Below are 22,715 nucleotides of genomic sequence, written 5' to 3' on the forward strand. Positions count from 1 at the left end.
ACAGGACCATCATCAACGCGCTGACGGGCGCAGCCGTCGCGCTCGTCATGACGAGCGCTGCACGCTCCGCCGAATTGCGCTACGCGCATGTGGGTGCCGAGGGCGACATCCAGACGGTCTACGCCGCCGAGGCCGCGAAAGGCATCGCCGGCGCGACGAACAATGAAGTGACCGTGACGGTCTATCCGGCGAGCCAGCTCGGCGGCGTCGCCGAGATGGTCGACGGCGTCAAGATGGGCTCGATCTCGATGGGGCATCACGACTTCGCCTCGCTCGCACGCCTCGTGCCTGAGGTTGCGGTATTCAACGCGCCCTTCATCTACCGCGACGGTGCGCATGCGCTTGGCGCGACAGACCCGGCGACGTCGCCCGCACTGCAGGCGATCAACGAGAAGCTCGTCGCACAGGGCGTGCGCATCATCGGCCGCATCTACCGCGGCGACCGCCAGATCTCGTCCAACTTCCCGGTCAAGACGCCGGCCGATCTCGCCGGCAAGCCGTTCCGCGCCGTCCCGCTCGAGCTGTGGGTCTCGATGGTCAAGGGCTTTGGCGCGATCCCGACTCCGGTCGAGGTCGCGGAACTGCCGACCGCCCTGATGACGGGCGTGGTGGTCGGGCAAGAGAACCCGCTGACCATGATCGCCTCGAACAACCTCAACGAAGTGCAGTCACATATCTCAATGACCGGCCACATGCGTGCCGTCCTCGCCGTGTTCGTCAATGAGGAGGTCTGGCAGGGGCTGACTGAGGCGCAGCGCGCCTCGATCACCAAAGTGCTCGAGGACGAGGCAAAGACGTCGCTGCAAATGGCCCAGGATGGCGAGGCCAAGCTCGTCGAAGAGCTGAAGGGACGTGGCATGACCATCATCACCGAGGCCGACGGGCTGGACATCGCCGCATTCCGCGATGGCGTCAACAAGCAGATCGCGCAGGACTTTCCGAACTTCACGCCGCTGATCGAGCAGATTCAGGCGGTCAAGTGATCGACGACGGCCGGGGCTCGCGCCCCGGTCAGCCCCTTTGGTAAATTGTCGCCGCCATCGCCGGTTCGCCGGCCGGAAGGGAGGAATGGGATGCGCATCGCCGAACGCGTTCTTACAGCTTTCGTGGTCATCATCATGGCCGGCCTGGTGCTCGTGCCGACCGCGCAGGTGATCATGCGTGGGGTCTTCGTGCTGCCTTTCATCGGAGCCGAGGAGTTCACGCGCTTCCTGCTCATCTGCCTGGTCTTCTGCGCCTATCCACTGGTGGTGGAGAACGGCGAGAACATCGTCATGGGCGAGTTCAAGGCGGCGATGCCGGCGCGCCTGCGCGGGGTTGTCAACTGGTCGATCTCGATCGCCGCCATCGCCGCGACCGGCTTCCTCGCCTATGTCACGGCAACCAACATTTCGAGGAACCTGGTGAACGCGACGCCGACGCTCGGCATCCCGTTCTGGATCTTCCTGGGCGCGACCTTGTTCGGCTTCGCCGGCGCAGCTCTCGTCCACCTCCTCCACCTGCGCAAGTCGCCGCAGGCCGACACCAACATCGCGGTCTGACATGGGCTTCGCGGTCGTCATCGGCTTCCTGGCGCTCTTCATGCTCGGCTTTCCGGCGGTCTATGCCATTCTCCTGCCGTCCATTGCCTATGTGATCATCGAAGGCCTTCCGCTCGGCCTCCTGGCACAGCGCGTCACCTACGCGCTCGATTCCTTCCCGCTGGTTGCGGTGCCGCTGTTCATCTTCGTCGGCAACCTGATGAATCTGTCGGGGATCACTGACCGCATCTTCCGATTTGCCTACACGTTGGTCGGCCGCGTGCCGGGCGGTCTGGCGCAGGTGAACGTATTCGGCAGCCTGGTCTTCTCCGGCATGTCGGGCGCCGCACTCGCCGACATCGGCGGGCTCGGACGCATCGAGATCGACGCGATGAAGAAGCGCGGATTCGACGCCTCCTTCGCAGGGGCCGTCACCGGCGCCTCGGCGACGCTGGGGCCGATCTTCCCGCCGTCCATTCCCCTGATCGTCTACGGCTCGGTGACCAGCGTCTCGATCGTGCAGCTCCTGGTCGCGGGCATCGTTCCGGCCATCCTGTGCACTGCGCTCCTGATGCTGACGGTGCTCGCGGTGGCGACAATCCACAAGCATCCGCGGGCCGACCGCTGGCCAACGCTGTGGGAAGTGGGACGCGACTTCCTGCCAGCGCTGCCCGCGATCGTCGCGCCCGCCCTGATGATTGCCGGCATGACATCCGGCGCCTTCACGCCGACCGAGGCGGCGGCCATCACCGCCGTCTACGTCATCCTCATTAGCGCCTTGCTCTACCGCGAGTTGACCCTCGATCATCTGTGGAACTCGGCCGTGCTCACCGCGCGCAGTTCCTCGGCGATCCTGATCATCGTGGCAGTAGCGGCCCTCTTTGGCTGGATCCTCGCGGTCGAGCAGGTGCCGCAGAGCTTCGCGGCCGCACTGCTTGGCCTCTCACGCGATCCGGTGATGCTACTCGTCATCGCGAATCTCATCTTCTTTGTGGCGGGCATGTTCCTGGATTCCACGACGGCTACACTGCTGCTGGTGCCGATCATCGCGCCGCCGCTGGTGCTGGCAGGCGTCGACCCGGTTCAGCTCGGCATCGTGACGATCTTCAATCTGATGCTCGGCCTGCTGACACCGCCGATGGGCCTGTCGCTTTTCCTGGTGGCCGACATCGCCAAGGTCTCGATCCGGCAACTGCTCAAGGCGCTGCTGCCGTTCTACATCCCGCTGCTGACCACGCTTGCGATCCTGACCTTCGCGAAGGATCTCACCTTGTGGCTGCCCCGCATGATCGCTCAGTAACACCCTGGAGAATTCTGAAGATGCGCATCGTCATCGGTTCCGACCACGCCGGCTTCCCGCTCAAAGCGACAATCATCGATCACATCAAGTCGCTCGGACACGAGGTGAACGACGCCGGATCCTACGATCCCAATCCGGTGGACTTTCCGGACATCGCGAAGACGGTGACGTCATCGATCATCGAGGGTAAGGCGGAGCGCGGCCTGATGGTCTGCGGCACGGGAGTCGGCGCTTCAATCGCGGCTAACAAGGTGAAGGGCATCCGCGCGGCGGTCTGCCACGACGTGCATTCGGCCCACCAGTCGGTCGAGCACGACGACGTCAACGTCATGTGCATCGGCGCGCAGATCGTCGGCGCCTGGCTGGCCAAGGACCTGGTCACCGCGTACCTCCAGGCCGAGTTTTCCACCGACGAAGATTTCCGCCGCCGCGTGCGCAAGCTCGCCGAGATGGACGGCGAGCGCTGAAGTCGACGCGCTAGGAGATTGCCTTCCGTTCAGGGCCCCTCAGATCGTCGGAGAGCGGACCGCTACCTGCCCTTTAAGTGCGTGGCTAGGAGCATCGGCGCATCTACGACGTCGCAGGGCAGATCAACCGGTTCGGCCGACATCGGATGGGACGGATTTTCCAAATCGAGCCATTTTGGTTCAATACCTTATGCCCGTTTGTGAATGTCGTGCTGTACTAGATGCAGTACCGAGCGCTCGCAAGAAGCCACAGACGTCAGACGGGACCCCTCTACTCGGTCAGGCTTTTCAGTTCCCTCTGGGCAGCTTCCGTCCGCCGGTCGAGGTATTGAGCTAGGTCGTTCAGGTGAATACCCTTCGCGCACTTCTGGCTGTCTTCGATCCGGACAAGCGGGAGTGCGATCTCTCCCGCCGAGATTTTTCGGATCAGCTTATTCGGCGTGAGATGGAAGAAGTAATCGCGGCAGACTTGATCAATGGGAATGATCGCCTTGCCCTCATACTGGGCCATCAGAAGGAATGCGGTCTTCATGCTGCAACGTCCGATGGTCCGCCCGGGGGCTAACGCATTGTTCGCAAATTTTGTTCAACGCGTTTGCCGGCCTCATGGCCCACATGGGTTCCTGAACCTTGTGTAGGAGACGGAGACGCTGCCGGGGAAAGACCAGCCGCTAACATATCGAATTTCTGTAGAAACCGTTGACCCCTCCCGGTCCGCCAGTTGCTCAACTTACCAAGCTCTGCGCGGAGCACCGATTCGCTAGCAGGAGACGGGCAGCCAATTCTGGCGATGGCCTGTCACCACCTAACAACTTTCGTCAAAGTCTGCCATACTAATTGCCATACTATTTTCTCGTTTAGTATGGCGGGCGTCACCTAACTACTTGAAAAGAATGGTGATCCCGACAGGAATCGAACCTGTGACCTACAGATTAGGAATCTGCCGCTCTATCCTACTGAGCTACGGGACCACGCGGCCCGACACATAACCGCTTCGGATCGTTTCGCCAAGAGGCGCTCTGCATCCAATCAAATCGGTTTCGACAAGGGCTGTGCCGCCCAGTTCGATGCTTGCCGGGCGGCAAGTTGATCGGGAGCGCTCTGCACCCAATCAGCTTGTCGCCGCGCGGTCCCTGTGTCAACAGCTAAGCCGCCAGCGCCGTTTCCGCGAGCTTCACCCAGTAACTCATGCCATGCGGGATGACCTCATCATTGAAGTCGTAGGCGGGGTTGTGGAGACCGGCGGTGTCGCCGTTGCCGATGAAGATGAAGGCGCCCGGCCGCGCCTCCAGCATATAGGAGAAGTCCTCGCCGCCCATCACCGGCTGGATGGCACGGTGCACATGGGCGTCGCCGGCGATATCGGCCGCGACGTCGCTGGCAAAGACCGTCTCTTCCGCGTGGTTGAAGGTGACGGGATAATTGGCATTGTAATCGACCTCGATCGTTGCGCCGAAGGCCGCGGCCAACCCCGCGCAGATGGTGCGGATGCGCTCTTCCGCTCTCTTGGCGATCTCCTTCTTCAGCGTGCGTACCGTGCCGGCGATCTCGGCGCTCTCGGGAATGACGTTGTAGGCGTCGCCGGCGTGGAATTTCGTCACCGACACCACGACGGCCTCGACCGGATCGGTGCTGCGCGAGGCGATCGTCTGCAGCGCGCCGACGAGCTGGCTGGTGATGACGATCGGGTCGATCGTGCCGTGCGGCATCGCCGCATGCCCGCCCCGGCCCTTGACGGTGATGGTGAATTCGGCGGTCGCCGCCATGATCGGGCCCGGCCTGATGGCGAACTGCCCGACCGGCAGGCCCGGCATGTTGTGCATGCCGAACACCTTGGAGATGCCGAAGCGCTCCATCATGCCGTCCTTGACCATCTCGTTGCCGCCGCCGCCGCCTTCTTCGGCCGGCTGGAAGATCACTGCGACCGAGCCGGCGAAATTGCGCGTCTCGGCGAGATATTTGGCCGCGCCGAGCAGCATCGCGGTGTGGCCGTCATGGCCGCAGGCATGCATCTTGCCCGGAACGGTCGAGGCGTAGGGTTTGCCGGTGATCTCGTTGAGCGGCAGCGCGTCCATGTCAGCGCGGAGCCCAATGGTCGTGCCTTCGCCCTGGCGGCCGCGGATGATGCCGACGACGCCGGTCTTGCCGAGCCCGGTCACCACGTCGTCGCAGCCGAAAGCCTTCAGCTTCTCGGTGACGAAGGAGGCGGTCTGGAAGACGTCGAAATTAAGCTCTGGAGTCTGGTGCAGATGGCGACGCCAGCCGGCGACCTCGTCCTGCATTTCGGCGGCGCGGTTCAGGATTGGCATGATGGTTCCATCTCGCTGTTGGAGCAGACGGTCTTGGCCTGCTGTTTTGCGATTGTGCCTGCTGTTTTGCAATTGTGATTGTCAGGCACTTTGCCATCTTGACGTCACATAGGCTAAATAGCACCGCAACCATGGTCCGAGGAGGGTCGGATCCACTTTGCTGGCGATCGCGTAACGAAATCTTACGGAGCCAGGGGCGACTACGGCAAGAGGCGATTTCGGATTCCACCATGCGGCACAGGTATTTTCTCAAACTATTGCTGGCCGGCGCCTTGGCGCTTCCGGTGCTGGCCGGGACGGCTCTCGCCAATCCGACGATCGTGTTCGACCTGGAGAATGGCAGGATCCTCCAGCATCAGGAGGCTTTCAAGCGCTGGTATCCTGCCTCGCTGACCAAGCTGATGACCGCCTATGTGACGTTCCGCGCAATCGCGGCCGGCGAGGCCCAGCTCGATTCGCCGATCAAGGTCACGAAACGATCCGCTGGCGAGCCGCCAAGCAAGATGGGCTTCAAGCCGGGCTCCGTCATGCGGCTGGACAATGCGCTGAAGATGATGCTGGTCAAATCGGCCAACGACGTCGCCATGGCGGTGGGCGAGAACATCGGCGGTTCGCAAGCCGCTTTCGCCGAACGCATGAACGCCGAGGCGCGCCGGCTCGGCATGACCGGATCGCATTTCGTCAACCCGAACGGGCTCTTTTCGCCGGACCAGTATACGACGGCGCGCGACCTCGGCTTGCTGGTGATGGCGATCCGCACGGAATTTCCGCAATATGGCCCCTGGTTCTCGATCGAGGGTCTCGCCGTCGGCAAGAAGCAGATCCCGAACTACAATCTTCTGATCGGCCGCTATCGCGGTGCCGACGGCATGAAAACGGGCTTCGTCTGCCCCTCGGGCTTCAACATGATCGGCTCGGCAACGCGCGACGGCCGCACGCTGGTCGCCGTGGTGCTCGGCGAACAGTCGCCCATTACCCGTGCCGAGACCACTGCGAGATTGCTTGACCAGGGGTTCGCGGCGCCTGAGTCGAGCTGGACCACGGTCGCGGCGCTGCCTGCCTATGGCGACACCACGTCCGTCAACGATCTGCGTGACGAGCTTTGCAAGAAAAAGCCGGCTAAGGAGCAGTCGGAAGCTGCCGTCCCGGTCGGCGATAAGGCGCCAAAATCCCCTTATCGGGAAAAGCTCGACCACGTGCCGACATTGGTTGCCGTCGGTCTTGGCGGTGCTACCGGGCCGAAGCCGAGGGCGATGCTCGATGCATCGGGCCGGGAATATGCCGACGTGCCGCTGCCGACCTGGCGGCCCGACCTGCCGCAGCCGCCCGGTGCCGAGCCGACAGTGATCGGTTCCGCCACGGCGACCCAGGAGCCCGCCAAGGCCTTGAACTAGCCTGATGAGCAGCGACTTTCCTATTCCCGTCTCGGTGCTGACCGGTTTTCTCGGCGCCGGCAAGACGACGCTGCTCAACCGGCTGCTCAGGGATCCGGCGCTCGCCGACACCGCGGTCATCATCAACGAGTTCGGCGAGGTCGCAATCGACCATCTCCTGGTCGAGCAAGCCTCCGATGGCATCATCCAGCTTTCAGACGGCTGTCTCTGCTGCACGGTGCGCGGCGAACTGGTCGACACGCTGGCCGATCTCGTCGACCGGTTGCAGACCGGCCGCATCGCCCGGCTTGCCCGCGTCGTCATCGAAACCACCGGCCTCGCCGATCCGGCGCCGGTGCTGCAGTCGGTCATGGCGCATCCGGCGCTTGTGCAGGCCTTCCGGCTCGACGGCGTCATCACGCTGGTCGACGCGGTCAACGGCACTGCGACGCTCGACGCCCATGTCGAGGCGGTGAAGCAGGTGGCCGTCGCCGACCGCATCGTGCTGACAAAAGCCGATCTGGCCACCGGTCCGGGGGATGTAGAGGCGTTGCGGACCCGGCTGCGGCAGATCAATCCGGGCGCCGAGCTGCTCGATGCCGGTGACAGTAAGACCGACGCAGCGGCGCTGTTCGATTGCGGTCTGTACAACCCAGCCAATAAGTCCGCCGACGTCCGGCGCTGGCTGGGCGAGGAGGCCGCCCATGATCACCACCATGGCGACCATGACCACGGCGACCATAATCACGATCACGATCACGGCCATCGGCACGATTCCCGCGTGCGCTCCTACGCGCTCGTCCATGATGGTCCGGTGCCGTTTTCTGCGATCGAGATGTTCCTGGACCTGTTGCGATCGACGCATGGCGAGCGCCTGCTGCGCATGAAGGGCATCATCGAACTCAGGGAAGACCCGGCGCGGCCGCTGGTCGTCCACGGCGTGCAGAAGATCCTGCATCCGCCGGCGCGGTTGCCGTCCTGGCCTGACGGCCAACGCGGCACGAGGCTGGTGCTGATCACGCTCGACATGCCGGAAGATTACGTCCGCCGGCTGTTTGCCGCCTTCACCAACCGGCCGTCGATCGACACACCGGATCGTGCGGCGCTGGAAGACAACCCGCTGGCGATTGCCGGGCGATAGGCCTTTTCACCTACCTGCGATTTGCAAGCGCTGAACTGGCAGAATGGCGAGATCGCAGAGCTTACGCGGCCCCGCCGCGCTCGACCAGAAAGCGATGGCCACCGGAAACCGGTGTCGTTTCCACCAGATGATGACCGCTCTCGGCACAGAAGGAGGGAATGTCGATGACGGCGAGCGGGTCGGTGGTCTCCAACCAGAGCTGGCTGCCCGGCTGCATCGCCGCCAGCCGTTTCTTCGCCTTGAGCACCGGCAAGGGACAGTTCAGCCCTTTCAGATCGTAAATAGCAGCGCGCCTGGTCAAGCGAGAACCTCAGCCGCCGAACATGCCGAGCAGTTTGTTCTTCAGCTTTGTGACCCTGCTTTCATCGGCATTCGCCGCCTGCGTTTCGGCCGGGGCGGCCTCGGGGGACGACGCGATTGTCGCGGTAGCGACAGGCGCTTCGGGCGAGGCCCTGGCCTCCTCCTCTTCGGCCAGCGAATTGATCTTGGCCGCTTCCTTTTGGGCCAGAGCCTGAGCCTTGGCCGCCTCTTTCTCGGCCTTGGCTGCCTGTATCGCGGCAAGCCTTTGTTCCTCGGCCTTCTGCTTGGCGGCCTTCTCCGCATCGAGCGCGGCCATCTTGCGGCCTGCCGGCGAATCGATGCGGCCCATGCGAGCTGTCTCGGTCAACGAGCCGTCGGCGTTGAGCGACGGCGGCTCGATCGGCACGCGTTCGCCGCGGGCGCGGCGCTTGGACCAGTCGGAAACGATGCTGGCTTCCTTGATGCCGGCGATGGTCGGCTTGGGTGCCGGCACCGAGGCCTTGACCGCGCCATTGAAGGCCGCGTCATAGGTGCTTTGGTAGGCGCTGTAGGCCGTTTTCAGCGAGTCCGGCTGCGTCGTCATGGGGCAGGCACCGGTCGGATCGAACGTCGCGCCGTCGCCCGCAACCTGGTTGAAGACATAGCGCTTCTCGCAGACGTCGACCTTCGGCGGCACCTTGGTGATCTCGAAATTGTCGTAGCCGACCTTCAGCATCTTCCAGAATTCGTAGTTCGGATCGTTGCGGTAGCGCGCCATGTTGGCGGCGGTCATGCGAAACGGGAAGGCCTGGATCTGGAATTCGGTCTGGCCGCCCTGGAAGGCATCGCGGCCGAAGGCGTAGATTTGCTCGATCTGCGCATCGGTCATCGAATAGCAGCCCGACGACGAACAGGCGCCATGGACCATCAGATGGGAACCGGTGCGGCCATTGGCGCGGTCGTAGGCGTTGGGATAGCCGATGTTGAAGGCAAGGTGGTAGCTCGACCGCGGATTCATCTGCGCCGGACGGACCGTATAGAACCCCTCCGGCGCCTGACGGTCGCCTTCGGTGAATTTGGGACCCAGCTTGCCCGACCATTTGCAGATGTCGTAGCTGGCGACGATGTCGTAGCGGCCGTTGGTCTTGGCCTTCCAGATTTCGAGCTTGCCCTCTTCCTTGAAGATGCGGGCCATCACCGGCGAGGTACGGGTCATGCCCTTGGCCTTCATGCTGGCCAGGATCTTCTCGGGCAGCGGGTTGTTGGCCGAAGGGTTGAAATCCTTCATCGAGGAATCGGTGCAGCCGGCGACCCCTATCGCGGCAATCAGTAGTCCGGTGCGGGCAAGCTTGGCAAACATGCGTATGGCTATGTCTTTTCTTTCGGGCTGCAGGCATTAGCGCCATCGGCCCCACCCTAAGCCCGTTAACCTTGAAAATTCCTTACCGCAAGCGCCGGGCGCAATCCCTCACGGCAATCTGATTGAACCGAATGCAACGGCAATTTTGTGGCGAAAGTGCTCAATCTCGCCACATTGCGCCGCCGAAATCGTCTCACAGTCCGTCCGATTGAAATCGGACGGACTGAATCTTCTTGTTTGACCATGATCCTTTCCGAAAACCGGTTCCCACTTTTTGCTGCGCTGACCATCGGTTCGGGATCACGGTCTAAAGGTTCCGGCCCATGGCCAGGTATTTCTCGCGGCGCTGCTCGCGAAAATCGGTGTTGGCGCCGGAGAAGTCCTTCATCGTTTTCGCGATGAGGTCGCCGGTGGCGGCGATCACCGTTTCCGGACCGCGATGGGCGCCGCCGAGCGGCTCGGAAACGATGGCGTCGATGACCTTCAGCTCGAGCAGATCCTGAGCCGTGATCTTCATGTTGGTCGCCGCATCCTTCGAGCGGGTGGTATCGCGCCACAGGATCGAGGCGGCGCCCTCCGGCGAGATCACCGAATAGATGGCGTGTTCGAGCATGTAGACGCGATTGGCGGTGGCGATCGCAATGGCGCCGCCCGAGCCGCCTTCGCCGATGACCACCGAGATCGACGGCACCTTCAGGCGGAGACAGGCCGAGGTCGAACGGGCGATGGCCTCCGCCTGGCCGCGCTCCTCTGCGTTGACGCCGGGATATGCGCCGGCCGTGTCGACCAATGTCAGCAGCGGGATGTTGAAGCGGTCGGCGAGTTCCATCAGCCGCACCGCCTTGCGGTAACCCTCCGGTCGCACCGAGCCGAAATTATGCTTCAAGCGGCTCGCCGTATCCGACCCTTTTTCCTGGCCGATGATCGCCACCGGTTCACCGCGGAAGCGGGCGAAGCCGCCGACGATCGCCTGATCCTCGCCGAAATTGCGATCGCCGGCGAGCGGCGTGAAATCGCTGAACAGACCCTTGATGTAGTCGACGCAATGCGGTCGGTCCGGATGGCGCGCCACCTGCACCTTCTGCCATGGCGTCAGTGCTTTATAGATGTCGCGCAGCGCGTCGCGGACGCGTTTCTCGAGACGGCCGATCTCATCGCCGACATCGACCGCCTCGCCGTTCTCGGCAAGCTTCTTCAGCTCGAGGATCTTGCCTTCGAGATCGGCGATCGGCTTTTCGAAATCGAGGTAATTGTACATTCTTGAGCGGACCGGTAAGTCGGAAGGCAATGACTGGTGGAACCTGGGAAACAGAGGCTCCGAGCGGCGGAACGTCGCCTCACATAGCGATATGACGCCTAGTCGGCAAGCGGATGATGATCGTTGACCAGCCGCACGAGCCGCTCCTCCAGCACATGCGTGTAGATCTGGGTGGTTGAGATGTCGGCATGGCCGAGCAACTGCTGCACGGCCCTGAGATCGGCGCCGTTCTGCAGGAGATGGCTGGCGAAGGCATGGCGCAGCACATGCGGCGATATTTTCGCCGAGGCGATGCCGGCCCGCGCGGCAAGGCCCTTCAAGTCGCGGGCGAAGACCTGCCTGGAGAGATAGCCGCTGTCGCTTGCTGCCGGAAACAAGAACGGGCTGTCCGCCAAAGCCGGCACCGTTGCCCGGGCAGCGAGCCAGGCCCGCATCGCCATGCGCGCCTTTGCCGACAGCGGCACCATGCGTTCCTTGTCGCCCTTGCCGCGCACCATGAAGAAACGATCGTCGCGCAACGCCACCGTCACCGGCAGGCCGACCAGCTCGGAAACGCGCAGACCGGTGGCGTAGAGCACCTCGACCAGCGCATGCAGGCGCAGCGCCGCCAGGCTGTCGCCGTCGTTCAGCGAGGCGTCGCCTGCCTCTAGCGCCGCACGGTCGATCAGCCGGCCGGTATCGACCTCGCTCATCGTCTTCGGCAGCGGCCGGCCTTTCTTCGGACTGTCCAGGGTTCCGGTCGGATCGTCGCCGCGCAGGCCCTCGGCATAAAGGAACTTGAAGAACTGACGGATCGCCGACAGTTTGCGTGCCTGCGAGGTGGCGGCAAAACCGCGCGCGGCGATATCGTCGAGATAGGCGCGGATATCGGCGGCGGCAGCAGCCGCAAGTCCGCCGTCGATCTCGGCCGAAGCGTCTTCGAGGTCGCGGCGATAGCTGGAAAGCGTATTTTCGGCAGCGCCCCGCTCGGCGCTCATCATTTCCAGAAAGGCTTCGATGCGGGCCGCGCTGTTCATTTCTTTTGGGTCAATTTTTCTTGGGATTCAGCTTTTCGGGAGGAATGCGTACGCTCATTTCGACCTTTCTCGGCTCGACAAACATCGCCAGAGCGAACATCGCGCCATAGACAATGCCGGCCAGAATCGTGAGCGTCACGACAAAGCGAAACAGTGTCGGCATCAATTTTCGCCCGTCTTCTTGTCTGCGTTTCCAAACCCTGTGCCCTTATGGGATGCCAATCCGGCCAATTCAAGGACGAAGCTCGAGTGACCCGCGGTGCGCGTCACGCTTGACGCAAACAGGCTTTTGATGTCGATACGCCGGCAAGGAGGGCTTCAAGCAGGCATTTATGCCAGCCCACGAACACCTGCTTGGATTCTTTGGTTTGTCGCAGGTTCTTATCGCCAACCCGTGGGGCACTTTTGCGGGACCTGCTTGGAAACACCATGGTGTCATGAACGCGCTGCCAGCAAATCCTCATGATGAAAGCCACGCCGCGCTGCTCGGCCGGCTGGGTGACCGTTCCGTCGTCTTTGTCGGCCTTATGGGCGCAGGCAAGACAGCGATCGGCCGCAAGGTCGCAGGGATGCTGGGGCTGCCTTTCATCGACAGCGACCAGGAGATCGAAAGCGTGTCGCGCATGACCGTTCCCGAGCTGTTCGAACGCTATGGCGAGACCGAGTTCCGGGCGCTGGAGCAACGCGTCATCCTGCGCGTGCTTGAACAGGGCCCACAGGTGCTGTCGACCGGCGGCGGCGCCTTCATGAGCGCGCAGACGCGGGAGGCAATTGCGGGCCATGGCGTGTCGGTATGGCTGAAGGCGGAGATCGACCTGCTGATGGAGCGCGTTTCCAAGAAGCAGAACCGGCCGCTCCTGAAAAGCGCCGATCCCCGCGCCGTGATCGAGCGGCTGATGGTCGAGCGCTATCCGGTCTACGCAACCGCAGATGTCACCGTGCCGACCCGCGACGATCGCAAGGAGGTCATCGCGGCCGAGGTGGTGAGCGCGCTTTGCAGGCATTTCGGCGTTGCAGCCGCGACAGGCGAGGTGCGGTCGTGAGCGCCAACGCGACAGTCACCGTCGAAGTCGGGCTTGGCGACCGCGCCTACGACATATTGATCGGCCCCGGCTTGCTTTCCCGCGCAGGCACCGAGATTTCGCGCCGCTTGCCCGGCACGCGCGCCGCGGTGGTCACCGACGACAATGTCGCCACAGCACATCTCGAAACGTTAAAGGCCGGTCTCGAACAGGGCGGCATCCAGCCTGCCGTCATCACGCTGCCGGCCGGGGAAAAGACCAAGAGTTTCGCGCATCTCGAGGAGGTGGTGGACGGCGTGCTCGCCGCAAGGCTCGAGCGTGGCGACGTCGTCATCGCGCTCGGCGGCGGCGTCATCGGCGATCTGGCCGGCTTTGCCGCCGGCATTGTACGCCGCGGCATGAATTTCGTGCAGATCCCGACCTCGCTCCTCGCCCAGGTCGATTCCTCGGTCGGCGGCAAGACCGGCATCAACAGTGCGCGTGGCAAGAACCTCGTCGGCGTCTTCCATCAGCCGAAGCTGGTGCTGGCCGACACCGAAGTGCTCGACACGCTGCCGATCCGGGAGTTCAGGGCGGGTTACGCCGAACTCGCCAAATACGGCCTCATCGACCGCCCGGACTTCTTCGCCTGGCTGGAGGAGAACTGGGGCCAAGTGTTTGCCGGTGGCCCGGAGCGGGCGCAGGCCATCGCCGAAGCCTGCCGCGCCAAGGCCGATGTCGTCGCTCGCGACGAGTTCGAGACCAGCGACCGCGCCCTGCTCAATCTCGGCCACACGTTCGGCCATGCGCTGGAGGCCGCCACCCGCTATGACGGCGCCCGTCTCGTCCATGGCGAGGGGGTCGCCATCGGCATGGCGCTGGCTTATCGCTTTTCGTCACGTCTCAATCTGGCGAGCCCCGACGATGCGGCGCGCGTCGAGGCCCATCTTCGCTCCGTTGGCCTGCCCTGGCGCATGGCCGACATTCCCGGCGAATTGCCTGATGCCGAGGCGCTGCTTGCCTTCATCACCCAGGACAAGAAGGTGTCGCGCGGCGCGCTGACCTTCATCCTGACACACGGCATCGGCCAGGCGTTCATCGCCAGGGATGTGCCGGCGTCGGAAGTGCTGTCGTTTCTGAAGGAGAACCATCCGGATCGGCAGAAAAGCCCGGGTCAGCAGGGCCGCCCGGGATGAACGAGCCCGGCTGGATCGTCGCTGCTGTCCTTGCCGGGCTCGGCCTGCTCGCTTTCGCCTTTCGCGCGCGCCTGCTTGCGGCCTTCGGCTACAAACTGCTGCGCATCGAGCCGCAGAACCATGACGAATCGCGCCATGCCGCCGACGATTTTCGGCGCGATGGCCAGGTGGCGCGCGAGGATCGCGCCCGCATCGGCCGCCTCTCCGATCTCGACGAGCTCGAAGTGTCCGATGTCATGGTCCATCGCACCAACATGCGCTCGGTCAATGCCGACAATCCGCCGGAAGCGGTGGTGCGCGAGATTCTGCAGAGCCCGCACACCCGCATGCCCTTGTGGAAGGGCTCGCTCGACAACATCGTCGGCGTGCTGCATGCCAAGGACCTGCTGCGCGCGCTGAACGATGTCGGCAACGATTTTTCCAAGATCGACGTGATGAAGATCGCTTCAAAACCGTGGTTCGTGCCCGACACCACGACGCTGCAGGAACAGCTCAACGCCTTCCTGCGCCGCAAGGCGCATTTCGCCATCGTCGTCGACGAGTATGGCGAGGTCGAGGGGCTGGTGACGCTGGAGGACATCATCGAGGAGATCGTCGGCGAGATCGCCGACGAGCACGATATCGACATGCAGGGCGTCAAGCAGGAAGCCGACGGCTCCGTCGTCGTCGACGGCACGGTGTCGATCCGCGACCTGAACCGGGCGCTCGGCTGGGATCTGCCGGACGAGGAAGCCACCACCATTGCCGGTCTTGTCATCCACGAGACGCAATTGATCCCGGACGAAAAGCAGGCTTTCACCTTTCACGGCAAGCGCTTCGTCGTCATGAAACGCGACAAGAACCGGATCGCAAGGCTGAGGATCAGGCCGGCCGGCGAGGTTTAGGTTGTTGTCCGGCTGACCAATCCTTGACTGGACGTTCGCCGCGCCTCGATGCACTTTCCCCTGGGCTGTCTGGAACTGGGCTGTCTGGAGATGACGGTGATCGATCGGCGAACCCTGCTTTTGATGTCGATGGCTTTGTTGCCGGCCAGCGCTTCAGCGGCATCGCGCCAGCATTCGCCTTCTCCGCAAACCTTCGACTACGGACCGGCCAGGCTCGACATCTACTCGCGCGATGGCGCGCGCGGCCTGCCTGTGGTGTTTTACATCCATGGCGGTGCCTGGCGCGCCGGCAATCGCAACAACGTGGATTCCAAGCCGGGCTTCCTGCTCGACAACGGCTTCTGCTTCGTCTCCATCGATTACCGGCTGCTGCCCAAGGCCGATGTCGCCAGCCAGGCGCACGATGTCGAGCAGGCATATCGCTACGTGCGCGCCAACATCGCCAAACACGGCGGCGATCCGGACCGGATAGCGGTGATGGGCCATTCGGCCGGTTGCCATCTCGCTGCGTTGACCGGCCTGCGCGGCGGCTTGCCCGGCGTCGCGGCGCTCGTCCTTGGCGATACCAAGGCCTATGACCTTGAGGCGCTTGCGAGGAGCGGCGGCATGACACGTGCCTATGCCAGGGCCTTTCCCGACCCCGCGCAGTGGCGCGCGCTGTCGCCTGCCGCCCAGGTCGGCGGACGCAAACATCCGCCGACCTTCATCGCCTATTCGCGCGCATCCGGTCGCGCGACAGTTTCACGGGCGTTCGCCGAGCGCCTGCGGGCGACCGGAACGGAGGTGACACTATTCGACGGCAGCGCCTATTCGCACATGGCGATCGATCGCGCTTTCGGTGACGAGGGCGAAGCCTTGACCTCTGCGGTGATGATCTTCCTCAAGTCGGCGCTCGGCTGATCCTACCACCTGGTGTTTTCGCCAGGTGCTGCCGGCTCGATGGCAAGCGCATGGACACCGGCCTTCAACTCGTCGGCCAGCAATTCGTTGACCGCGCGGTGGCGGTCGATGCGGCTCATGCCGGCAAAGGCCGAGGAGACGATGCGGACGCGGAAATGCGTCTCGCCGGTGCCGTCATAGGCGCCGTGGTGGTCGGAGTCCTGATGGTGATGGCCGGCATGAAGGTGGCTTTCGTTGATGATGATCAGCCGCTCCGGCGAGAATGCCGTCTTCAACTTGCCTTCCATCGTCGACTGTATGGACATTCGCACTTCCCTTCACCACATATGGCCGGCGCATGATCCCCGAAAATCGGTGCTCTTTGCGCGTCCCAGAGGACGCGCGATGCCGTCGCCGCGACAAAATCCGCCAATCGCCCGCTTTATGCCGCGATTCAGCGGTTAGGGCGATCATCGCGAAAATGTCAATTCTTGTTTCGCATCAGCGAACAGCCCATAAATGGGTGAGATGAAACCGTACCCCAAATATTTCGAGAAAATTCGTATCCGGCCGGAGAAGGATGCGGAGCTGAAGTCGCGCTCGCCGATCTGCCAATGGGACGGTTGCAAGGAGGCCGGCACCCATCGCGCGCCGGTCGGACGCATGAAGGAGGGCGAGTATTTCCAGTTCTGCTTTGACCACGTGCGCGAGTACAACAAGGGCTTCAATTATTTCTCCGGCGTTCCCGACACTGAGATCGCCCGCTTCCAGAAGGAAGCGATGACCGGCCACCGGCCGACCTGGAAGATGGGCATCAACGGCGCCTCGACGCGCTCTTCACCCGACTTCGCCCAGCAGCGTTCCGGCCGCGCCGGTTATTACAACCGTATGCGCGACCCCTTCAACCTGTTCAACGATCCGCAGACGCCGCGCGAGCGCAAGGCCAAGCCGCTTGAGGCCAAGGCGCTGGAAACGCTTGGTCTTGATACAAAGGCGACTGGCAAGGATATCAAGGCGCGCTATAAGGAACTGGTAAAACGCCACCATCCGGATGCGAATGGCGGCGACAGAGGTTCGGAAGACCGGTTCCGCGATGTGCTTCATGCCTATCGCGTGCTCAAGCAGGCAGGATTGTGCTGAGCGACCTTACGGTCCGTGTCGTTTTCCAACTTTCATAAGGTTGGAAAAGGCTCTAAGACCGCCCCCGGACAAAATCGATTGCCGGCGAAATCAGGCGTTTCGCCCGTGGAGACGTTGATAGTGATGAACAAGGTCGATCGCGACATCGCCAACCTGCCCGACACCACGGTGTCGGTGAAGGAGAAATTCGGCTTCGAGTCCAAGATGGTCGTGCCGGCCTATTCGGTGACGAGCGAGCATGTGCCCGACATCGATCCGGACTATCTGTTCGACAAGAACACGACGATGGCGATCCTCGCCGGCTTCGCCTACAACCGCCGCGTCATGGTGTCGGGCTATCACGGCACCGGCAAGTCGACGCATATCGAGCAGGTCGCCGCCCGCCTCAACTGGCCCATGGTGCGCGTCAACCTCGACAGCCATGTCAGCCGTATCGATCTCGTCGGCAAGGACGCGATCGTCGTCAAGGAAGGGCTGCAGATCACCGAATTCCGCGACGGCATCCTGCCTTGGGCCTACCAGCATAATGTCGCGCTGTGCTTCGACGAGTACGATGCCGGCCGGCCGGACGTGATGTTCGTCATCCAGCGCGTGCTGGAATCGTCGGGCCGGCTGACGCTGCTCGACCAGAGCCGGGTCATCCGCCCGCATCCGGCGTTTCGGCTGTTTTCCACCGCCAACACGGTCGGCCTCGGCGATACCACCGGCCTCTATCATGGCACCCAGCAGATCAACCAGGCGCAGATGGACCGCTGGTCGATCGTCACCACGCTGAACTATCTGCCGCACGACAATGAGGTGAACATCGTGCTGGCCAAGGCCAAGCACTATCGCGACGGCAAGGGCAAGGAGATCGTCAACAAGATGGTGCGCGTCGCCGACATGACGCGTTCGGCCTTCATAAACGGCGACCTTTCGACCGTCATGAGCCCGCGCACGGTCATCACCTGGGCCGAGAATGCCGAGATCTTCGGCGACATCGGCATGGCGTTCCGGCTGACCTTCCTCAACAAGTGCGACGAACTGGAACGCTCGCTCGTGGCCGAGTTCTACCAGCGCGCCTTCGGTGAAGACCTGCCGGAGAGCGCCGCCAATGTGGTGCTGGGTTAAGCATGGTTCTGAAAAGTCGCACGGCTTTTCGGACAAGATCGCGCGTCAAGGAATGATCGATGGCGGGTCCGGGCGACAACACGCGCAACAAGTCGAAGACGGGTTCTGAAGCCGACGGCTTCAAGCGCGCCGTCACCGTCTGCATGCGCGCGATTGCCGGCGACAAGGATCTCGAAGTCGGTTTCGCCAAGGATCGGCCGGCGCTCGCCGGCAGCCGCGCCCGGCTGCCCGAACTGCCGAAGAAAGCGTCGAAAGCCGACATCGCCATCACCCGCGGCCTCGGCGATTCCATGGCGCTGAAGCGCGCCTGCCACGACGCGCGCATCCACACCAGGCTGGCGCCGGAGGGCAAGCAGGCCCGCGCCGTCTACGATGCGGTCGAGCAGGCCCGCGTCGAGGCGATCGGCTCTCGCGCCATGCAAGGTGTGGGCGACAATATCGGCTCGATGCTCGAGGACAAATACGCCAAGGCGAACCTCGTCGACGTCAAGGACAAGGCCGACGCGCCGATCGAGGAGGCGCTGGCCTTGATGGTGCGCGAAAAGCTGACCGGCCGCACTGTCCCGAAGAGCGGCGAGCGACTGGTCGACCTCTGGCGCCCCTGGGTCGAGGAGAAAGCCGGCGCCGATCTCGACGGGCTGTCGGCAAGGCTCGACGACCAGCAGGCCTTCGCCCGCGTCGTGCGCGAGATGCTGGCCTCCATGGAAATGGCCGAGGAACTCGGCGACGACCAGGAGACCGAAGACTCGGACGACGATGACGACAACCAGCCGCAAGGCGAGGAGCAGAGCGAGGAGGGCGGCGAGGAGGATTCCGGCTCCGATCAGTCGCAGTCCGACGACGCCGAGGCGTCTTCCGACGACGAGCAATCGGCCGAGACGGAGGCGTCAGATGCCACCGCCGACGACCTGTCCGACGATGACGACGCCGATGCCGAGACGCCCGGCGAGGCGCGCCGCAACGACGATCCCTTCACCAATCTGTCGAAGGAGATCGACTACAAGGTCTTCACCACCGCCTTCGACGAGACGGTGGGCGCGGAGGATCTGTGCGAGGAGGAAGAGCTGGATCGGCTGCGCGCCTTCCTCGACAAGCAGCTTGCCAGCCTGTCCGGCGTCGTCGGCCGGCTGGCCAACCGGCTGCAGCGCCGCCTGATGGCGCAGCAGAACCGCTCCTGGGATTTCGATCTCGAAGAGGGTTATCTCGATCCAGCGCGGCTGGTGCGCGTCGTCATCGATCCGATGCAGCCGCTGTCCTTCAAGCAGGAACGCGAGACCAAGTTCCGCGACACGGTGGTGACGCTGGTGCTCGACAATTCGGGCTCGATGCGCGGCCGGCCGATAACGGTCGCCGCGACCTGCGCCGACATCCTGGCGCGCACGCTGGAGCGCTGCGGCGTCTCGGTCGAGATCCTCGGTTTCACCACCCGCGCCTGGAAGGGCGGACAGGCACGCGAGAAATGGCTGAAGGAGGGCAAGCCGCCTAGCCCCGGGCGGCTCAACGATCTGCGACACATCATCTACAAATCCGCCGACCATCCGTGGCGGCGGGCGCGCCGCAATCTCGGCCTGATGATGCGCGAGGGCCTGCTCAAGGAAAACATCGACGGCGAGGCGCTGCTGTGGGCACATAACCGCCTGATCGCCCGGCCGGAGCAGCGCAAGATCCTGATGATGATTTCGGACGGCGCGCCGGTCGACGATTCGACGCTGTCGGTCAATCCGGGCAACTATCTCGAACGGCATCTGCGCGCCGTCATCGAACTGATCGAGACGCGCTCGCCGGTCGAGCTCCTGGCCATCGGTATCGGCCACGACGTTACCCGCTACTATCGCCGCGCCGTCACCATCGTCGATGCCGAGGAACTGGCCGGCGCCATGACCGAGCAGCTCGCTTCGTTGTTCGGCGAGGAAAGCGCGCGGGACACGCGACGCGGCAGCATGCGGCGCGCCGGATGAGTTTTTCGCGGGGCGGCTTTCGGCACACGCTTTTCGCCGCCACAGCACTGTTCGTTGCCGGCATCGCCTTGTCGCCTTCCACCACTGCCGCCCCGGTTTCGGTCGAGCCGACCGAAGTGTCGGTCCGGCGGATAACCCGGTTTCATATCGGCCGTGACGAAGAACGGTTCGGCCCGCTCGAATTCGTCGGCGGGCTGGAGATGACCTCGCCGTCACGCGATTTGGGCGGGCTGTCGGCGTTTCGCTTTCTCAAGCCGGGCAGCGATTTCATCGGCGTCGCCGACACCGGCTTCTGGTTCTTCGGCACGATTGTCCACGATGCCGACAAGCGCCCCGCGGGCATTCAGAATTTCCGCATGCAAGAGATGGTCGACGTATCGGGCCAGCCGGTCGAGGAGAAATGGGAGGTCGACGCCGAAGGCCTCGCGGTCGAGGACGGCATCGCCACCGTCGGCTTCGAGCGCCAGCAGCGCGTCGCCCAGTTCAGCATCGAGCCGGACAATATGAAAGCGCCGTTCAAACAGCTGGATTTCCTGGTTCCGGCCCGGGAGCTTCGCCTGAATCGCGGCTTCGAGACCGTCACCCATGCCAATCCAAACGGCCAGCATCAGGGCGGGTTGGTCGTGGTCTCGGAAAAGAGCCTCGACACATCAGGCAACATCTATGCCGCCATCATCGAAGGGCCGCACAAGGGCGTCTTCACCGTCAAGCGCAACGGCGATTTCGACATCACCGACGGCGCCTTCCTGCCCGACGGCGACCTCCTGCTTTTGGAGCGCAGCTTTTCGATGGCCGGCGGCGTCAAGATGCGGCTGAGGCGTATCTATGGCGAAAGCGTCGAGAAGGGCGCCGTTGCCGACGGGCCGGTGCTGATGGAGGCCGATATGGGCTACCAGATCGACAACATGGAAGGGCTGGATGTCTGGACCCGCGACGATGGCGCGCTGATGGTGTCGCTGGTCTCGGACGACAACCACTCGATCCTGCAGCGCAATCTTTACCTGGAATTTGTCCTGCACCAGGATTGAGCAGTCGGCAGGATGGTAGAGGCAGGTCTACAGCTTCGCGCCGGCTGCTGCGGGCAGGGGTCCGTTGGTCGCGATCCAGATGACGTGGCGGGCACCGCGTTTGCCGTTGGCGCGGACTTTGACCTCCTCGACCGCGAAGCCCACCTGCTTGAGCCTGCGGGTAAAGCCGCTGTCGGGGCCTTGCGACCACACCGCCAGAATGCCGCCGGGCTTGAGCGCTGCTCTCGCGCTATTCAGTCCGGCAATGCTGTAAAGAGCATCATTGGCCTTGTGGACGATCCCTTCCGGCCCGTTGTCGACGTCGAGCAGGATGGCATCCCAGGCCGAGGCTTCCGATCGTATGAGTTGTCCGACATCCGCTTCGCGAACAGTCACGCGCGGATCGTCGAGACAACCGCCGAACACCGGGGCCACCGGGCCGCGCGCCCACGCGACGACGGCGGGCACCAACTCGGCGACAACGATATCGGCATCCGCGCCAATCTCGGCAAGGGCCGCGCGCAGCGTAAAACCCATGCCCAGCCCGCCGATCAGGATTTTGGGTTGCCGGCGGCCGGCAATTCTCTGGCAGGACAATCTCGCCAGCGCTTCCTCGGAGCCGCTGAGACGGCTGTTCATCAGCTCGTTGGTGCCGAGCATGATGCAGAACTCGGCGCCGCGCCGTTTCAGGCGAAGCTCGTGGTCGCCGTCAGGCGTTTTCGCGGTATCGAGCTGGACCCATGGGATCATACTTGAGAACCTGTGAGCGTGATCTTTCCCGAAAACCGGTTCCCACTTTTCGGGATCATGCTCTATACCGCCAGTGCCGGCTGGCTCCAGCGGGCGGCAAGCAGCCGATAGGGGATCAGCGCCACCACCGCGATGATCAGCTTCACCGCCAGATCACCGAGGGCCCATGACACCCAGCGCATGGCCTCGATCGGCAGCACGCCCATCAGCGGCGCGGTCTCGAGCGCGAAGCCATCGTTCGGGCCAGCAAAGGCGAAGGCCGCTGAAAAGGCGACCGTGAAGAACACGGCGGTGTCGAACACCGAGCCGGCCAGCGTGCCGACGATCGGCGCACGCCACCAGCTCTGCCGGCGGAGCCGGTTGAACACGGCCACGTCGAGCAATTGTGCGATCAGGAACGCGGTACCGGAAGCCGCGGCAATGCGCACCAGCCGGTCGGCGGCGGTCTCGAATTCGATCAGGCCGTAGCGGAACAGCAAGGGCGGAATGAGGATCGAGCAGATCACCGCCGTCATGAAGCCGACAAAGACGATCCGGCGCGCCACGGCCGGGCCGTAGCGGCGGTTGGCAAGGTCAGTGACCAGGAAGGAGAACGGGTAGGTGAAGGCGCCCCAGGTCAAAATATCGGCCAGCGACAGGCCGCCGACCGCACCTTGCATCGGGAACTGAACGAGGATGTTCGACGCGACGACGACAAGCGCCATAGCGGCCACGAAGGGCAGGTAACGGGAGAAAAAAGTCATTTTTTTATCCTGGGTAATGGAACC

At 63.4% G+C, this 22,715-nt stretch carries 24 protein-coding genes and 1 tRNA gene; 14 read left to right on the forward strand and 11 right to left on the reverse strand.

The genetic code is table 11. The features are described from left to right. The first annotated feature begins 47 nt into the window (after positions 1-47). The 4 genes from AC0NID_RS09510 to rpiB all read left to right on the forward strand — a co-directional run bounded on the left by AC0NID_RS09510 (position 48) and on the right by rpiB (position 3,287). Positions 48-983, forward strand: a complete 936-nt coding sequence (locus AC0NID_RS09510) for a TRAP transporter substrate-binding protein (protein ID WP_473457729.1) — start codon at positions 48-50, stop codon at positions 981-983. Between the two features lie 90 nt (positions 984-1,073). Then, positions 1,074-1,541: a TRAP transporter small permease gene (locus AC0NID_RS09515; protein WP_473457723.1), complete on the forward strand. Its 468-nt coding sequence runs from the start codon at positions 1,074-1,076 to the stop codon at positions 1,539-1,541. A 1-nt stretch (position 1,542) separates the two neighbouring features. Then, positions 1,543-2,820 (forward strand): TRAP transporter large permease, encoded by a 1,278-nt coding sequence (locus AC0NID_RS09520; protein WP_473457722.1) that lies wholly within the window; start codon positions 1,543-1,545, stop codon positions 2,818-2,820. 20 nt (positions 2,821-2,840) lie between these two features. Continuing rightward, positions 2,841-3,287, forward strand: coding sequence for a ribose 5-phosphate isomerase B (rpiB, locus tag AC0NID_RS09525; RefSeq protein WP_473457721.1), 447 nt, complete (start codon positions 2,841-2,843; stop codon positions 3,285-3,287). A gap of 271 nt (positions 3,288-3,558) precedes the next feature. On the opposite strand, the gene AC0NID_RS09530 is transcribed toward rpiB, so the two are convergent. From AC0NID_RS09530 to AC0NID_RS09540, 3 genes are all read right to left on the reverse strand, one after another. Further along, the gene (locus AC0NID_RS09530; protein WP_473457720.1) at positions 3,559-3,819 is read right to left on the reverse strand and encodes a pyocin activator PrtN family protein; all 261 of its coding nucleotides are present in this window, start codon (positions 3,817-3,819) and stop codon (positions 3,559-3,561) included. A 362-nt stretch (positions 3,820-4,181) separates the two neighbouring features. Continuing rightward, positions 4,182-4,258 (reverse strand) — tRNA-Arg (locus AC0NID_RS09535). A 174-nt stretch (positions 4,259-4,432) separates the two neighbouring features. Beyond that, positions 4,433-5,596, reverse strand: coding sequence for a M20 aminoacylase family protein (locus AC0NID_RS09540; protein ID WP_473457718.1), 1,164 nt, complete (start codon positions 5,594-5,596; stop codon positions 4,433-4,435). 230 nt (positions 5,597-5,826) lie between these two features. On the opposite strand from AC0NID_RS09540, the gene AC0NID_RS09545 reads away from it, so the two are divergent. Both AC0NID_RS09545 and AC0NID_RS09550 read left to right on the forward strand, forming a co-directional pair. Beyond that, positions 5,827-6,990 (forward strand): D-alanyl-D-alanine carboxypeptidase family protein, encoded by a 1,164-nt coding sequence (locus AC0NID_RS09545; RefSeq protein WP_473457717.1) that lies wholly within the window; start codon positions 5,827-5,829, stop codon positions 6,988-6,990. A gap of 4 nt (positions 6,991-6,994) precedes the next feature. Beyond that, positions 6,995-8,110, forward strand: coding sequence for a CobW family GTP-binding protein (locus tag AC0NID_RS09550; RefSeq protein WP_473457716.1), 1,116 nt, complete (start codon positions 6,995-6,997; stop codon positions 8,108-8,110). A 61-nt stretch (positions 8,111-8,171) separates the two neighbouring features. Here the strand turns inward: AC0NID_RS09550 and AC0NID_RS09555 are convergent, their stop codons facing one another. The 5 genes from AC0NID_RS09555 to AC0NID_RS09575 all read right to left on the reverse strand — a co-directional run bounded on the left by AC0NID_RS09555 (position 8,172) and on the right by AC0NID_RS09575 (position 12,186). Beyond that, complete coding sequence (locus tag AC0NID_RS09555; protein WP_473457715.1) at positions 8,172-8,411, reverse strand: sulfurtransferase TusA family protein; 240 nt, start codon at positions 8,409-8,411, stop codon at positions 8,172-8,174. Positions 8,412-8,420: 9 nt separating this feature from the next. Beyond that, positions 8,421-9,749 carry a L,D-transpeptidase family protein gene (locus AC0NID_RS09560; protein ID WP_473457714.1) on the reverse strand — a complete coding sequence of 443 codons (1,329 nt, stop codon included), beginning with the start codon at positions 9,747-9,749 and terminating at the stop codon, positions 8,421-8,423. Positions 9,750-10,056: 307 nt separating this feature from the next. Continuing rightward, entirely contained in the window at positions 10,057-11,007 is a 951-nt protein-coding gene (locus AC0NID_RS09565) for an acetyl-CoA carboxylase carboxyltransferase subunit alpha (protein ID WP_473457713.1), read from the reverse strand. 98 nt (positions 11,008-11,105) lie between these two features. After that, on the reverse strand, positions 11,106-12,023 hold the full coding sequence (locus tag AC0NID_RS09570) for a site-specific tyrosine recombinase XerD (RefSeq protein ID WP_473457712.1): 918 nt from the start codon (positions 12,021-12,023) through the stop codon (positions 11,106-11,108). Positions 12,024-12,033: 10 nt separating this feature from the next. Beyond that, entirely contained in the window at positions 12,034-12,186 is a 153-nt protein-coding gene (locus tag AC0NID_RS09575) for a histidine kinase (RefSeq protein ID WP_145720154.1), read from the reverse strand. A gap of 274 nt (positions 12,187-12,460) precedes the next feature. Here AC0NID_RS09575 and AC0NID_RS09580 point away from each other — a divergent pair, with 274 nt between their 5' ends. From AC0NID_RS09580 to AC0NID_RS09595, 4 genes are all read left to right on the forward strand, one after another. Further along, the gene (locus tag AC0NID_RS09580; protein WP_473457711.1) at positions 12,461-13,066 is read left to right on the forward strand and encodes a shikimate kinase; all 606 of its coding nucleotides are present in this window, start codon (positions 12,461-12,463) and stop codon (positions 13,064-13,066) included. Next, positions 13,063-14,220, forward strand: a complete 1,158-nt coding sequence (aroB, locus tag AC0NID_RS09585) for a 3-dehydroquinate synthase (RefSeq protein WP_473457710.1) — start codon at positions 13,063-13,065, stop codon at positions 14,218-14,220. The genes AC0NID_RS09580 and aroB overlap by 4 nt, the downstream gene beginning before the upstream one ends. Then, entirely contained in the window at positions 14,217-15,104 is an 888-nt protein-coding gene (locus AC0NID_RS09590; protein WP_473457708.1) for an HlyC/CorC family transporter, read from the forward strand. Before aroB ends, AC0NID_RS09590 begins: the two co-directional genes overlap by 4 nt. Positions 15,105-15,200: 96 nt before the next feature. Beyond that, entirely contained in the window at positions 15,201-16,004 is an 804-nt protein-coding gene (locus AC0NID_RS09595; protein ID WP_473457706.1) for an alpha/beta hydrolase, read from the forward strand. A gap of 2 nt (positions 16,005-16,006) precedes the next feature. Here the strand turns inward: AC0NID_RS09595 and AC0NID_RS09600 are convergent, their stop codons facing one another. Beyond that, complete coding sequence (locus AC0NID_RS09600; protein WP_473457704.1) at positions 16,007-16,309, reverse strand: BolA family protein; 303 nt, start codon at positions 16,307-16,309, stop codon at positions 16,007-16,009. A 193-nt stretch (positions 16,310-16,502) separates the two neighbouring features. Here AC0NID_RS09600 and AC0NID_RS09605 point away from each other — a divergent pair, with 193 nt between their 5' ends. From AC0NID_RS09605 to AC0NID_RS09620, 4 genes are all read left to right on the forward strand, one after another. Then, complete coding sequence (locus tag AC0NID_RS09605) at positions 16,503-17,123, forward strand: J domain-containing protein (RefSeq protein ID WP_473457702.1); 621 nt, start codon at positions 16,503-16,505, stop codon at positions 17,121-17,123. A gap of 123 nt (positions 17,124-17,246) precedes the next feature. Further along, positions 17,247-18,233 carry a cobaltochelatase subunit CobS gene (cobS, locus tag AC0NID_RS09610; RefSeq protein WP_292165477.1) on the forward strand — a complete coding sequence of 329 codons (987 nt, stop codon included), beginning with the start codon at positions 17,247-17,249 and terminating at the stop codon, positions 18,231-18,233. Between the two features lie 59 nt (positions 18,234-18,292). After that, positions 18,293-20,191, forward strand: a complete 1,899-nt coding sequence (gene cobT, locus AC0NID_RS09615) for a cobaltochelatase subunit CobT (RefSeq protein WP_473457700.1) — start codon at positions 18,293-18,295, stop codon at positions 20,189-20,191. Continuing rightward, positions 20,188-21,219 carry an esterase-like activity of phytase family protein gene (locus AC0NID_RS09620; RefSeq protein ID WP_473457699.1) on the forward strand — a complete coding sequence of 344 codons (1,032 nt, stop codon included), beginning with the start codon at positions 20,188-20,190 and terminating at the stop codon, positions 21,217-21,219. The genes cobT and AC0NID_RS09620 overlap by 4 nt, the downstream gene beginning before the upstream one ends. Positions 21,220-21,246: 27 nt before the next feature. On the opposite strand, the gene AC0NID_RS09625 is transcribed toward AC0NID_RS09620, so the two are convergent. Next, entirely contained in the window at positions 21,247-21,948 is a 702-nt protein-coding gene (locus AC0NID_RS09625; protein ID WP_473457698.1) for a spermidine synthase, read from the reverse strand. 62 nt (positions 21,949-22,010) lie between these two features. Continuing rightward, a complete protein-coding gene (locus AC0NID_RS09630) occupies positions 22,011-22,691 on the reverse strand; it encodes a queuosine precursor transporter (protein WP_473457697.1) in 681 nt (226 codons plus the stop codon). Positions 22,692-22,715: the final 24 nt, after the last annotated feature.

This window comes from Mesorhizobium sp. WSM4821 (assembly GCF_055901555.1).

Bases quoted from the DNA above. Each gene is read 5' to 3' on its own strand.
- AC0NID_RS09590 (WP_473457708.1), top strand. From the start codon at position 14,217: ATGAACGAGCCCGGCTGGATCGTCGCTGCTGTCCTTGCCGGGCTCGGC.
- AC0NID_RS09545 (WP_473457717.1), top strand. From the start codon at position 5,827: ATGCGGCACAGGTATTTTCTCAAACTATTGCTGGCCGGCGCCTTGGCG.
- AC0NID_RS09530 (WP_473457720.1), bottom strand. From the start codon at position 3,819: ATGAAGACCGCATTCCTTCTGATGGCCCAGTATGAGGGCAAGGCGATC.
- AC0NID_RS09515 (WP_473457723.1), top strand. From the start codon at position 1,074: ATGCGCATCGCCGAACGCGTTCTTACAGCTTTCGTGGTCATCATCATG.
- AC0NID_RS09570 (WP_473457712.1), bottom strand. From the start codon at position 12,023: ATGAACAGCGCGGCCCGCATCGAAGCCTTTCTGGAAATGATGAGCGCC.
- AC0NID_RS09625 (WP_473457698.1), bottom strand. From the start codon at position 21,948: ATGATCCCATGGGTCCAGCTCGATACCGCGAAAACGCCTGACGGCGAC.
- AC0NID_RS09510 (WP_473457729.1), top strand. From the start codon at position 48: ATGACGAGCGCTGCACGCTCCGCCGAATTGCGCTACGCGCATGTGGGT.
- AC0NID_RS09580 (WP_473457711.1), top strand. From the start codon at position 12,461: ATGAACGCGCTGCCAGCAAATCCTCATGATGAAAGCCACGCCGCGCTG.
- cobS (WP_292165477.1), top strand. From the start codon at position 17,247: ATGAACAAGGTCGATCGCGACATCGCCAACCTGCCCGACACCACGGTG.
- AC0NID_RS09520 (WP_473457722.1), top strand. From the start codon at position 1,543: ATGGGCTTCGCGGTCGTCATCGGCTTCCTGGCGCTCTTCATGCTCGGC.
- AC0NID_RS09550 (WP_473457716.1), top strand. From the start codon at position 6,995: ATGAGCAGCGACTTTCCTATTCCCGTCTCGGTGCTGACCGGTTTTCTC.
- AC0NID_RS09620 (WP_473457699.1), top strand. From the start codon at position 20,188: ATGAGTTTTTCGCGGGGCGGCTTTCGGCACACGCTTTTCGCCGCCACA.
- AC0NID_RS09600 (WP_473457704.1), bottom strand. From the start codon at position 16,309: ATGTCCATACAGTCGACGATGGAAGGCAAGTTGAAGACGGCATTCTCG.
- AC0NID_RS09565 (WP_473457713.1), bottom strand. From the start codon at position 11,007: ATGTACAATTACCTCGATTTCGAAAAGCCGATCGCCGATCTCGAAGGC.
- cobT (WP_473457700.1), top strand. From the start codon at position 18,293: ATGGCGGGTCCGGGCGACAACACGCGCAACAAGTCGAAGACGGGTTCT.
- rpiB (WP_473457721.1), top strand. From the start codon at position 2,841: ATGCGCATCGTCATCGGTTCCGACCACGCCGGCTTCCCGCTCAAAGCG.
- AC0NID_RS09560 (WP_473457714.1), bottom strand. From the start codon at position 9,749: ATGTTTGCCAAGCTTGCCCGCACCGGACTACTGATTGCCGCGATAGGG.
- AC0NID_RS09605 (WP_473457702.1), top strand. From the start codon at position 16,503: ATGGGTGAGATGAAACCGTACCCCAAATATTTCGAGAAAATTCGTATC.
- AC0NID_RS09575 (WP_145720154.1), bottom strand. From the start codon at position 12,186: ATGCCGACACTGTTTCGCTTTGTCGTGACGCTCACGATTCTGGCCGGC.
- AC0NID_RS09630 (WP_473457697.1), bottom strand. From the start codon at position 22,691: ATGACTTTTTTCTCCCGTTACCTGCCCTTCGTGGCCGCTATGGCGCTT.
- AC0NID_RS09540 (WP_473457718.1), bottom strand. From the start codon at position 5,596: ATGCCAATCCTGAACCGCGCCGCCGAAATGCAGGACGAGGTCGCCGGC.